This is a genomic window from Paenibacillus sp. OSY-SE (genome assembly GCF_000283315.1).
Lineage (GTDB): Bacteria > Bacillota > Bacilli > Paenibacillales > Paenibacillaceae > Paenibacillus_B > Paenibacillus_B profundus.
In genome coordinates this window covers 60981-73533 of record NZ_ALKF01000182.1, presented here as the reverse complement: position 1 = coordinate 73533, position 12553 = coordinate 60981, and the positions used below count along the sequence as shown (strand labels likewise).

The following is a 12553-nucleotide window of genomic DNA, read 5'->3' as shown; positions in this document are numbered from 1 at the left end:
TCAATTGAACGTAAACACAGCTTTCTGCGCGCCTACCGTCTTCCCGTTATCATTGGTCAGCGTTTCTGGAAACTGCCGGCGAATGCTCTCGATCGTCTCCGTGCGCTCATATCCGATCTGCTCTAATATCGAAGCAACAATGAGAGCCCACTCTTCGTCCGAACCGTCTGCCACCTTGAAGGCGAAGCCCAATCCTTCGCTGCGCAGAGCAAAAGCGAATATGCCTTTGAATCCGCCCTTGGCAATAATATTGTCATCCTCCATTAAGATGGAATCGATTCGTTGCGTTCCACCGACGAGAAGAGGGTAACGCTGCATCGCCTTTCTTATCCGAGTGACCGCTCGCCGGGTATCTGCATCTTCAATCAGCTCGGGACAAGCGAGCTTCAAATAAGCGGTTGCAATGCCTGGCAACGGCAGCGCATAGACGGGGAATCCGCACCCATCGGTACCCGCCCGCATCTGTTCGCACGACATGTTCGACATCTCCGACAGCGTACGTGCAATCTCCACCTGTGCTGGATGATCAGGCTCGGTATACGTCCCCAAATCCCAATTCATCATCTTGCTCCAGGCGAGCACGCCGAAATGCTTGCCAGCACAGTTATGATACGCTCTTCGCCGCTGTCCGCCCGCACGCAGAAGCAGTTCCTTCGCCTCTTCGTTCAACGGGTAGGACGGATTGCAGATTAGCCGGTCTTCTTCGAGCCCGCTCTGCTCCATGATGTGCTCCATCGTCTCAATATGATACGACTCCCCGCGATGAGATGCGGTCATGAGCGCTAATTCCTTGTCATCGAGCCCATAGTGTTCCAGCACTCCATTCCGCACGACAGGGATCGCCTGCAGAGGTTTGCCCGCCGAACGCAAGAACATCGGAGACTGAATATCCCCAAGCGCATAAGAAATATGTAAATTCCGATCGATACCGCAAATGGAGCCCCTATGCTCGCATTCAAGCCAACCGTTCCGAGTCTCTACTACTAACTGTTCATGCATCTCGACTTTCTCCTTTTTGCCATCCAAATGGAACCAGCATCGTAAATTATACCTCTTTCTTGCAGCACCTGCTTATATTACATAAGGTTGCATCCATCTATGGTAATATGGTATGCATATATATATTTACCAAAATTTCATGTTGTGCTTCCATGCGCTTCTTGAATTGCGATTGTTCCTTTTCTACCATACACCTAAAGGAGAAGCAATGACAATATCTAAAAATCAATTTCAGTCCTCTTCTTCTGCTGCTAAACCGACAGCAAAGTTCACGTTAAATCTGTTATGGGGAATTATAACCGTGCCCGCATTGGTTATTGTTCTCTTCATCCTTACAAGAGGCGTAATGAGCGACAGCTTCCATAAGTTCGATCTGGCTGTTACCGATACGGTACGTTCCGTGGCTTCTCCTTCATTTACGGAGTTCGTTACCATTATTACACATCTGGCTTCCAGTCATATTATTATACCGATTGCTCTCGTATTAGCTGCCGTTTTGGCATTCATACTCAAGCGACGGTGGGATGCGATGAGCCTTTTCATTGCGCTTATCGGCAGTTCGTTGTTTAATGAAGTAATGAAGCATCTGATTCAAAGGGCGCGGCCGGCGGATTGGGAGCACTGGGTGCAGGCGAGCGGCTACAGCTTCCCAAGCGGACATTCCATGGTCAGCATGTCTTTCTACGGCATGCTTGGCTACATTATATGGCTGCACTTGAAGGAGCAAGGCAAGCCTGCGGCTTACGTGCTTGTGCTGACCCTGCTGCTCATCGTCTGCATTGGACTAAGCCGCATTTATTTAGGCGTACACTTCGTAACGGATGTTATAGCCGGTTACGCTGCAGGAGCAGCTTGGTTACTTGCTTGCATTTATGCAATGCAATGGCTCAAAGGCAGGGGAGGCAATTCGATTACATCATAATGACGATTTGCAGCATGAAACTCTATATTTTCAACACAATGCTGTTTCAAATTGCATAAATAGGTGTAATCCTCCTTAAAGCAATATAAAGAAATAGGTTAAAAGGAGAGATGGTCATGAGTCAAAATACAGAAAACAATAACAATTGCGCAGGTGGAACATTCGTAAAAGGTCTTGTCGTCGGCGGTCTTCTCGGCGCAGCGGCCGCTTTGCTGCTCGCTCCAAAATCAGGCCGTGAATTACGTTCGGATTTGGGCGAAAAAGCTCAGGTCGTTGGCGGCAAAACAAAAGAAATCGCTTGCGACTTGGGTACACGCACTTCAGAAGTAGTGAAGACAGTCGGAGCTAAAGCTGAAGCCGTCGTATGCGGTGTGAAAGACGCCTCTCAGCAATTGGCTGCCAGCGTCAAAGATTCAGTGACTAGCACCGCGAATGAGCTGAAAGAAGCATCCGCTGATGTTGCGGAAGAAGTTGCAGCTCAATTGAAAGAAGAAGTATAACGGGAGGGATTACATGACAGCCATACCACCCCCTGTTTCCGCTCAAGCTGAAGCCGTGCGCAAATTGTTTTTGCAGCACGGCTTCACCGGTATACAGTGCAGTGAACAAGTCGTATTCGTATTGGGACTCGTCAATGAACAGCTGGATAAAGACCGTGCCAGCCACATGTTTACGGTTCCGGCCGCTAAGCTCGCCAACGGGGATTTGCGCATTGACACCGTTAATGCGGGCTTTTCAGGCCTTCATCCCGTACCTTCATTTCTGGAGCACAAGGCAGCCAATATTTTGCAAGCGCTATGTTCTAAGTTAGCGAGCGAGCTTGGAATCGCGTGTCATGAAGCGGCGGCTGCGACAGAGAGCCCTGCAGATACGCTGAACACGATGGCACCGAATGAGCAAGCAGTTAAGCAGCTTGGCGAAGACATTAAGAAGGTGCAGACGAAGACCCAATAGACCTCCAACAGTTAAACATAATGAAGATGCTTGCCCTAGAACCTCATGAGGAAAAGCATCTTCATTATGTTTAGGTATGGTCTTGTGAAGTGAGAATCTGCCTTAATTTATCAGTCGCCCGCCGCTGTATGCGGGACACGCTCATTTGCGATACACCCAATCGCTCAGCTGCGGCGCGCTGCGACAGACCTTCATCAAAAACCAATGATAGCACCTGCTGTTCTTCCGGCTTTAGCGCTTTCATGGCCTCTGTCAAGTCCATCTTGCGCTCCACCGCTTTATAGTCATCCGTATCCGAACTAATAAGTTCTCCTAACGTTGCCGCGCTCTCATCTTGAGACAGCGGCGTATCTAAAGAAATATAATGATAGCATTCACGTCCGGCCAATACTTCCACCGTTTCTTCTACGGTAAGTTCGAGCTTCGCTGCGATTTCTTCGACGTTCGGTGAACGCTCCAACTGTACAGTCAACTCATCAATCGTCTGCTGGACGAGCGCTCCTTTTTCTTTAATCCGGCGCGGTACTTGAATGTACCATGATTTATCACGCAGAAAATTTTTCATATGGCCGATCATACTCTTCATCGCATACGCTTCGAACGGTACACCCAAAGAACTGTCAAACTGCTGCAGCAAGCGGATAAGCGCCATATTGCCGACCTGCATCAAATCCTCAAACAAGTCGGGGCGATTACGGGAAATTTTACCGGCTGCCATTTTAATCATGGGTTCGTACTTCTTGATTAGGATGGTGGCGATATCGTTGTCTTTCGTGTCCTGATATTGATGAATAAGATCATTGGCATGTTCCATTGCGCCATGGGATTCAGCCCTCATATAAGCTCTCCGCTTGTTTGCAATCGTTTTTTCATCTTGACAACGGTACCGCGCCCTTCCACGCTCATGACTTCCACCTCATCCATCAAGGCCTGCATTAAATAAAACCCTAGCCCCCCTGCTTGTACCTCATCGAGGCTCTTCTCGTGCCAGCCTGCCAAGCTGCTTGTCTTGCGTTCTGCGTCAAAGCTGCTTCCTTCATCTTGGATGACGATTCCAATTTCGTCGTCGTTCACTTCAAATAATATTTCGACCATTCCGCCAGGTGAATCATATGCATACAGCACTGCGTTATTGCAGGCTTCTGAAATAGCGACCTTCATGTCTTCAATCTCTTCATAAGAAAATCCAATGCGGCTCGCAATTCCATACAGTGCAAGACGGGCCAGTTCAACGTATTCAGCTTGGGCTGGCAATGCTAATTTAACACGCTTCAGCGCTCTTTCCTTATCCATGATCCATTCCCTTTCGTAATATGTTAGATTTAAGCGTTCGGAGTTAAAAACTTCGAAATCCCCGTCATGTCGAACAGCTTCTGCACATGCGGCGGCACATTCACAATCGTAAACGAGGCTTGCTGTTCATGACGCATTTTCAGTATCGATATCAAAATGCCAATCCCTGTGCTGTCAATATAAGTAAGTTGTTCTAAATCAAGCGCTAAATCAATGGCCGCATCGTCAACGATAGGCCCCATAAATGCGCGGAACTCTTTAGCTGCCGCCAGGTCCAAATCGCCCTGTAATTGTACAACCACTTTATCGTTATCTTGTTGTGTCGTTACCGAAAATTTATTTCCGCTCATATTTTCCTCTCCTATGTGTAGGTATGATGCTTACAGGTAAATAACCTTAAACGCTTCACGCGAAACATCTTTTTAAACACGCACTATTTTAGAGGTTGTTCAAAAAGTCCGCTTTTGATCACGAAGTCACTCAGAAAGTAACTCGGCATCGAATCTTGCATTCACTCTCGAAGTCCGCTGCTCATGTAGTCTCGCCTACACTGCGCTGCTCTTTCTTCGGGTTCCTACAACCTTCTTGGTGCTGAAAACCGACCTTTTTGAACACGCACTATTACTAATTTTGTTCATAATAGCCTCGAAGCCAGACGTCAAAAATAAACAAAGCGCCTTCCTCTGCCGGTACGGTGCGAATATCACCATCCATTAACTGGACAAGTGATTTGCAAATCGCAAGTCCCAATCCGCTTCCGCCGTATTTCCGGTTCATGGAAGAATCCAATTGTGCGAAGGGCTGAAATAACCCGCCCATTTTATCAGACGGAATGCCGATACCCGTATCTTTTACCTCGAACTGAATCCGATGCATCTCGTCGGTTCCATTCCGCATTGATTGCAAGACAGAAATATGGATGTTTACTTCACCCGCATCCGTAAATTTCACAGCATTTCCTACAAGGTTAATGAGAACCTGCCGCAAACGCAGCATATCTCCATATAGACAGCTCGGTACGTCTGGTTCCAACGAATAAGCAAGCTTCAAGTCCCGTTTGCCTGCCTCTGCTGTAAATAATTCGTACACTTCGGTCACCAAAGCAGAGCAATCGAACGGGAATTCTTCCAGCTCTAGTTTGCCTGACTCCATCTTCGTGAAATCCAAAATATTATTAATCGTCCGTATGAGCGAATCCGCGCTCTTGCGAATCAATTCAGCATAATTGCCTTGGTCCGGCGACAATTCTGTATCAAGCAATAAGTCCACCATGCCTAAGACCCCGTTCATCGGAGTGCGAATTTCATGGCTCATCATAGCTAGAAATTGAGTTCGTGCCAAGGCCGCCCGTTCCGCCGCTTCTTTGGCAGCCGCCAATTCCCGGTTCATTCGCTCCAATTCATGCGTCTTCTGATGAAGCAACATCTTTTGGGCCTGCAGCCTTTTTTGCGCCTGAAACATGCCGACAAAGCTATGAATTTTCGATTTCAGAATATGCGGGACAAAGGGCTTAACCATATAATCCACGCCGCCGGCAGAATAACCAGCGAACAGATGCTCGGTTTCCTTATAGTTTGCAGACACGAAAATAATCGGAATGTTTTTTGTTTTGTCGCGCGCCTTAATCCACTTTGCCGTTTCAATCCCGTCCATCCCCGGCATTTGAACGTCAAGCACGATGACAGCAAACTCTTCTTTCATCAGATGCCGCAGCGCTTCTTCGCCGGAGGTTGCTTTCACTAAACGGTAGCTCTCCTCGGATAGTACAGCTTCGAGCGCTAACAAGTTCTCTGGTCGGTCATCGACGAGCAGGATATTTATCGGCTCCAATGTAGCCATCACAATACCTCCTACCGAATTTTGCGATAAATCTTCTCGTTGCGCTCCACTTCCTCATACTGAGATTCACGTTCGGTGAAGTGCAAGGATTCCTTCGAACCGACAATAAGCACGCCAAGCGGCGCCAAGCTTTCGTAGAACAGTTGATGAACGCGATTGCGTAACGGTTCATTAAAGTAAATCATGACATTCCGACATAGAATAACGTTAAATTCATTAAAAGAACGATCTGTTGCTAAGTTATGCTCCGCAAAAATAATGTTTTTGCGCAAGTAAGGATGAATGACCACGCCATCGCCGGAAGCGGTGTAGTACTCCGAGAACGAACTCGTGCCTCCCGCTTCCATATAATTTTTCGTGTACACTTTCATTTTGTCCAACGGACAAATGCCTTCTTTTGCCTGGTGCAGCGAGCGCGAATTCATATCTGTCGCATATAGTCTAGCTTTTTCATACAAGCCTTCTTCATGCAGCAAGATTGCCATGGAATATACTTCTTCCCCAGTCGAACATCCCGCGTGCCAAATCCGAATGTAAGGGTACGTGCGCAGCAACGGGACGACCTGCTGGCGAAACGCCTTAAACATGGATGGATCACGGAACATTTCCGTCACCGGAATCGATAAGCTGTGCACTAGCCGCTGCAAGCAGTCCCGTTCGTGCAAGACGCGGCTCTGCAGCTCCGATATCGTATCCACTTGTTCGAAGAACACTTGATGCCATATTCGTCTCTTGAGCGAAGGATAGGCATAATCTCGGAAGTCATAACCATATACCCGAAAAACCCCTTCAAGTAACAGTTCGATTTCAATTCGTTCTCGGTCAGTATCTTGAGGCCGTCTCTTGTCATCGTGTAAACCGAGGCTGTTACCGTTCATGTCCATCCTTGCTCCTTCATATCAGTTAATAATGATCCCCTTATTTATACAGCCAGACGCGCATGAGCGAAAGCAACTGCTCTGTTTGGAACGGTTTGCTTACGTAGTCCGATGCTCCGGCTTCAATGCATTTGTTGCGGTCTTCCTTCATCGCCTTCGCCGTCAGCGCGATAATCGGCAGCTTCTCGAACTGCGGTATCTCCCGAATGCGGCGCATTGCTTCATAGCCGTCCATTTCTGGCATCATCATATCCATCAAAATAAGGTCGAAATCGGCATGCTCGCCCAATGCTTCGAGCGCTTCACGCCCATTTTCCGCATACACGATATCCATATCGTATTGCTCCAGCGCGCTTGACAGCGCAAATACATTGCGGACATCATCATCGACCAGCAGCACGCGTTTGCCTGACAACAGCTCGTCATTGGACGTATGTCCATGCCCGTACGTATCCTCATCAGCGTCGTTCGCATCTATGCGGTTCAACAGCAGCATTGTCTCTTGCAGCAGACGCTCTGCCGATTTTACGTCTTTAATGATGATGCTCTGCGTACGCTTCTTCAGCTCCGTCTCTTCCTTCGCATCCAGCAGCTTGCCAGTGTAAACGATGATAGGAACCCGTCTAAGCTGGGGATTGCGGCTGATGTGATCCATGAGCTCGAAGCCAGTCATATCCGGAAGCAGCAAATCAAGCACCATACCGTCAAATTTGCGATCAGCTAACTGCTTCAGCGCCTCGGTGCCAGTCGACACGGCGGTCACCGATACGTCGACACCTTCAATCAAGGCAATGAGCGATTGCCGCTGGGGGCCGTCATCCTCTACAATGAGCAGCCTCCGTGTGCGTTCAAATGGCCAGGAGCGGCTGGATTCACTCTCATGAGCGGCAGCAACCTCCTGCTTGATCGCCTCATCCCATGCCATGTGCAGCACTTCCTTCGAATCACTGCCATGGCGGGAAGCGCGCTTCTTGGCTGATGCAGCCAGTCCAGCCTCTTGCTCAGCCGCATGCTGCGCCTCTCGTTGCCCCTTCGGTAACGCCGATGCCCCTGCTGCGTCCTGCTTCGCGGACGCGTCCGACAGAGGCGGCGTACCAGCTTCGGCAGCCGCTTGCTGAGCAGTCTTGAGCGGAACATAGAATGTGAATATGCTTCCCTCGTACTCATGACTCTCGACATGCAGTCTGCCGCCCAGCAGTCGCGCAAGCTCGCGGCTGATAGACAGGCCTAAGCCGGCACCGCCGTATTTCCGGCTTGTCGTGCCGTCCAATTGCTGGAATGCCTCAAAGATGAGCGCCTGCTTGTCCTTCGGAATGCCGATGCCGGTATCCGTTACACGCAAGGCCATATAGTTTTGGCCTGTCTCTCTCAAGTGGGCAGGCAGCTCCTCTGCCGATGCTTGCACAATGTCCAGCTTCACCGCACCTTCGTTCGTAAATTTAAAGGCGTTCCCCAGCAAATTCCGCACGACTTGCTTCACGCGATGCCCATCCGTGATGAAGCTGTCCGGCAAGCCGTCCTCGATGTTCACTTCAAAACGGAGCCCCTTCTGCGCTGCTATTGTTGCAAAGCTGTCATGCATAAAGGAGCCAAGCTCTCCTAAATAGACCTCTTCAAAATTCAACTTCATCTTGCCGGCATCAATCTTGGATAGATCCAATATTTCATCGATCATTTTCAGCAGATCCGAGCCTGACATATGAATGGTGCGGGCGTACTCCACTTGCTTATCCTGCAGGTTGCCCTCTTTATTTTCAGACAGCAGCTGTGACAGCACCAGAAGACTGTTGAGCGGCGTGCGCAGCTCATGCGACATGTTGGCCAAAAACTCAGATTTGTACTTCGATGACAAAGCCAACTGCAGCGTTTGACGTTCAAGCGTCGTGCGCGTGCGTTCCAGCTCTTCATTTTTCTCTTGGGTCGTCAGCATCTGTTCTTCCAGAGCACGCGTCTTGGCGATGAGCTCTGTATTATAATGCTCCAGCTCCTCCTGCTGACGCTGCAGCATTTCCTCCGAACGCTTCAATGCCTCTGTCTGAGATTCCAGATGCTCGTTCGAACGGCGCATCTCTTCTTGCTGCGTCATTAACTCTTCCGATTGACATTGCAGTTCTTCGGTTAACGCCTGAGATTCGCGCAGCAGCTCCTCAACACGCAAGCGGCCGTTAATCGTATGGATAATGACCCCCAGGTTCGTGGCCAGCTGTTCCAACAATCGATATTGCAAGTCAGTCATGGACTGCAGGGAGGCGAGCTCCAGCACCCCGACGACACGGCGTTCGAACTTAATTGGGTAAAGGATCAGCTCAATCGGTTGCGATTGGCATATTCCCGATTGGATTCGAATCGAGCAGTCCTTCATATCACGCACGATAATCGGGTTCTCATCGGCCGCACACTGCCCGTTCAAGCCTTCCCCGATCATAAATTGCTGATCCGCATCCAAGTCGTCGCTGGCAGCATAGGTGCCGAACAATTGGAATCGCTTTGGATTTTTCAATTCATCGCGAATAAACAAAGTCCCGTATTGCGCTCCGAGCGTCGGAACGAATTCGCTGACGAAGGTCTGTCCGACTTGATTGAGCGTCGTGGCGCCATTCAAGAGTTCCGTGACGCGGGCAATATTCCCGTCGACCCACGCTTCCTCCTCTTGCGATTTCCGATACTGCTCTTCGCTAAGCTTACGCGCTTCGATATCTTCCGCCATCTGTTTGAACACGTTAATGACTTCTCCGATTTCGTCACTCGTGTGCGGCTTGAGCTTGCGAATGACTCGTAATCTGCCGCGAGCCAGACTGCGCACCATAAGTGACATCGTGTTCAAATTCCGCATCACGCCCGGAATAACCCACAGCATTACACCGCAAGTAATGATGAGTCCGAGCACCATAATGCCCACCGTCCAACTGACGGCATTTTCATAGTTTTTGGTTGCGCTCAATACTTGTTCATTGATTTTCGTTTCATGATAATGTGCTAAATCGTTCAGGCTGTTCAACAAGTTTTTCTGATAATCCAAGCCAACCTTGTTGCGAAGCTTGTTCGCTTCCTCATAGCGGTCATCTTCACTTAAGTTCACGGCTTGGGCAACATACTCGTCGAATCTTTTCCAATCCCGCTTCGCCTTATCCATCAATTGACGCTCTTGCGGACTTATCATCTTCTCGTCCAATTCCTCTAGAGAATTCATAATCTTCTCGCGAGTTTGCAATTCCTCATCGATTTTGTCCTGCGCTTCAGGGGCTCCATAATCCGGATTCAACAGATCCGTGACGATCCCGCGGGCGATGTTGTTCGCATCATCCCGCACGTTGAAAGCCAATTCGACCTTGCGGAAGTTGTCCGAATAGAAGCGATCCAGGTCTTGCTTCAAGCTGCTCATCCGAACATACGACACCGAACCTAATGAAGAAATGATGACTATGAACAAGACGAATCCGAGTATTAGCTTCGTTCGTATCTTCAACGTCCGTTCCTCCCTCTATTATTGCGTGTTCAAAAAGGTCACTTTTCAACAACCTCTATAATCAATGGACGTCCACCCAGATAAGACATTTGTCATCTTTGCTGTCGATGTCTGACGATGGATGAAACAGCTCATTCCACGCCTTCGACTGAAACGACGACTCTTGCTTCAGCAGTTGCGCCATCCGTTTCATCGCTGTCTCCACGGTATCTCCTGCCGCTTCCATCAACCCGTCCGTGTATAATGCCATGCGCGCACGCGATTTGCACGGCACCTCATGCGTCTCTACTTCCAATTCAGGGAACATGCCGACTGGATACCCTGTCGATTCAAGGGCGATCATGTGGCCATCCTCCATCATGACGATTCCCGGCGGATGACCCGCATTTGCATACTGAATGCATTGCTTGTTCGTATCGACGACCACATATAGCGCCGTCATATAATAGAGCATTAAATTCCCATTCATATGAAGCTGATGAAATTTCGTATTCAACCGTTTCAGGACAAGATCCGGCTGTTCGATCTGCATCACCGCATCACGAAGCACGGAAGCAATGAACATGCACAGCAGCGCCGAAGAAACGCCGTGTCCCATCATATCAATAATGATAATGCCATAACGGCCCTGACCTAGCGGGAACCATGCATATAAATCGCCCGCAAGCTCTTCAGAAGGCTGATAGAGCGCATCTATCGTGATGTGATCGTCATGGAACGGTTCCGTTAATACTGAAGTCTGCACTTTGGCGGCAAGCCGGAGCTCCTCGCGAATGTGCCGATCGCGTTCTTTATGCCAATCTTTCTCTCGCTTCAAGCGCAGCGCCAGCCGGATGCGCGCCAACAGCTCGATGCGGTTGATCGGCTTCGTCACATAGTCAACCGCTCCCGCATCTAGCGCTTCGGCCAGCATATGAGAGTCGCCGATCGCTGTGACGATAATAATAGGAATATCTCTTAGCTCCGAATACTGCTGAATCGTACGGCAAGCTTCCAAGCCGTCTATTTCAGGCATCATCATATCTAATAGAATCAAATCGATATCAGGCACTTTTAAGGGTCCTAACGGTCCCTCCATACCTAAAACATTATACATTTCACGAGCAGAGGCAGCAGTCTGAATCCCGTTATACCCTGCTTTGCGCAAGATTTCGCGAATGAGCATGACATTCGTTGGGTTGTCATCCACAACGAGAACATTCATCATACTCTCCTCCCTTCTCCAATTTATTTGATGTCGCGCACCATAACCGTACACAAAAAAAAAACCTAATTACCACTATACCGGAAAAAAACGCGCTTTCGCATTAATATTTAAGATTTTAACAGAAAATGGCCATATTTAGGGAAAAACGAAAGCCGGCTAACGATATCGCTTAACCGGCTCATTGTCTAGTTTCCTTGTCTCCACAACTGCCACGCCTTCGTACCGAGATCTACCCATGCGCGCCAATCTTGGCGGTTGTTATCCGCTCCTTGCACTTGATTGGCCTGCGCCTGCAATGCCGCTTGCTGTCCAACCTCCGCAGGTGTCTCGGCAGTCTCGGCAGGTACCAGACTAGCTGGCGCAACACGATGATTCGGCTGTGCATCACTCAGAGGCACGCTAGATGTCGGAGCCTGTACTGGCGCCTGGCTCGCTGACATTGCTCCGTGCCTGTCCTGTAGAGCAGGCTCGGGCTTCGATTCACGCTTCTCAGCAGGTGCTGCTGCAGTGCTTGGTTTGCGCTCGAACCGGACAGCGGCTTTGCGCACGCCGTTTACCAATCCGACAGAGATTTGCTTCGCAGCCAACGTAATTTCGTTCAACGCCTCACCTGCATGCTGAACCGAATCAACGACTGGCTCTATTTTTTTCATTTGCTCGGACAGTTCCGTTGTGACATGATTCGCGTTTTTCGTAATTGCCTGTAAATCGCCGCTTAGTAATTCTACCGTATGCTGCACTTCTTCCAACGTCTTGGCCGCCCGATCGAGCGACAGCTTCGCGGACTGCAGCGTCTGGATGAGAAATACGACCAATACGACAAAAGCGATGGCCGCTATTAATGAGCTTATTCCTACTAACATGAAAATCTCCGCCTTTCAGAAAGTGTTATATCTACTTGCATTCATTTCTTATCGGATAATTGCTTACAGAAGTTGAAAGAATCATCTATAAGTACCCGTTGCCGATTCGCGCGAAACAAGCTGCGATAATTG

General features: G+C 49.2%; 11 protein-coding genes and 1 pseudogene. 3 read left to right on the top strand and 9 right to left on the bottom strand.

What is annotated here, in order from left to right; all coding sequences use genetic code 11:
• A complete protein-coding gene (locus A372_RS0115065) occupies positions 1 to 999 on the bottom strand; it encodes an asparaginase (protein WP_019421697.1) in 999 nt (332 codons plus the stop codon).
• Positions 1000 to 1207: 208 nt separating this feature from the next.
• On the opposite strand from A372_RS0115065, the gene A372_RS0115060 reads away from it, so the two are divergent.
• The 3 genes from A372_RS0115060 (at position 1208) to A372_RS0115050 (ending at position 2875) form a co-directional block, all read left to right on the top strand.
• The gene (locus A372_RS0115060; protein WP_157259574.1) at positions 1208 to 1921 is read left to right on the top strand and encodes a phosphatase PAP2 family protein; all 714 of its coding nucleotides are present in this window, start codon (positions 1208 to 1210) and stop codon (positions 1919 to 1921) included.
• Positions 1922 to 2037: 116 nt separating this feature from the next.
• The gene (locus tag A372_RS0115055) at positions 2038 to 2421 is read left to right on the top strand and encodes a YtxH domain-containing protein (protein WP_019421695.1); all 384 of its coding nucleotides are present in this window, start codon (positions 2038 to 2040) and stop codon (positions 2419 to 2421) included.
• A 13-nt stretch (positions 2422 to 2434) separates the two neighbouring features.
• Positions 2435 to 2875 (top strand): hypothetical protein, encoded by a 441-nt coding sequence (locus A372_RS0115050; RefSeq protein WP_019421694.1) that lies wholly within the window; start codon positions 2435 to 2437, stop codon positions 2873 to 2875.
• 70 nt (positions 2876 to 2945) lie between these two features.
• Here the strand turns inward: A372_RS0115050 and A372_RS0115045 are convergent, their stop codons facing one another.
• The 8 genes and pseudogenes from A372_RS0115045 to A372_RS0115010 form a co-directional block, all read right to left on the bottom strand.
• Positions 2946 to 3713, bottom strand: coding sequence for a sigma-70 family RNA polymerase sigma factor (locus A372_RS0115045; RefSeq protein WP_019421693.1), 768 nt, complete (start codon positions 3711 to 3713; stop codon positions 2946 to 2948).
• Entirely contained in the window at positions 3710 to 4168 is a 459-nt protein-coding gene (gene rsbW / locus A372_RS0115040; RefSeq protein ID WP_019421692.1) for an anti-sigma B factor RsbW, read from the bottom strand. The genes A372_RS0115045 and rsbW overlap by 4 nt, the downstream gene beginning before the upstream one ends.
• Positions 4169 to 4197: 29 nt before the next feature.
• Positions 4198 to 4518: an STAS domain-containing protein gene (locus tag A372_RS0115035; RefSeq protein ID WP_019421691.1), complete on the bottom strand. Its 321-nt coding sequence runs from the start codon at positions 4516 to 4518 to the stop codon at positions 4198 to 4200.
• Positions 4519 to 4795: 277 nt separating this feature from the next.
• Positions 4796 to 6007, bottom strand: a pseudogene (locus tag A372_RS0115030) (ATP-binding protein); the annotation flags it as partial.
• 11 nt (positions 6008 to 6018) lie between these two features.
• Positions 6019 to 6885 (bottom strand): CheR family methyltransferase, encoded by an 867-nt coding sequence (locus A372_RS0115025; protein ID WP_019421689.1) that lies wholly within the window; start codon positions 6883 to 6885, stop codon positions 6019 to 6021.
• Positions 6886 to 6925: 40 nt separating this feature from the next.
• Positions 6926 to 10351, bottom strand: a complete 3426-nt coding sequence (locus A372_RS0115020) for a response regulator (protein WP_019421688.1) — start codon at positions 10349 to 10351, stop codon at positions 6926 to 6928.
• A 61-nt stretch (positions 10352 to 10412) separates the two neighbouring features.
• Positions 10413 to 11555 (bottom strand): PP2C family protein-serine/threonine phosphatase, encoded by a 1143-nt coding sequence (locus A372_RS0115015; protein ID WP_019421687.1) that lies wholly within the window; start codon positions 11553 to 11555, stop codon positions 10413 to 10415.
• Between the two features lie 188 nt (positions 11556 to 11743).
• Positions 11744 to 12421, bottom strand: a complete 678-nt coding sequence (locus A372_RS0115010) for a DUF948 domain-containing protein (protein ID WP_019421686.1) — start codon at positions 12419 to 12421, stop codon at positions 11744 to 11746.
• Positions 12422 to 12553: the final 132 nt, after the last annotated feature.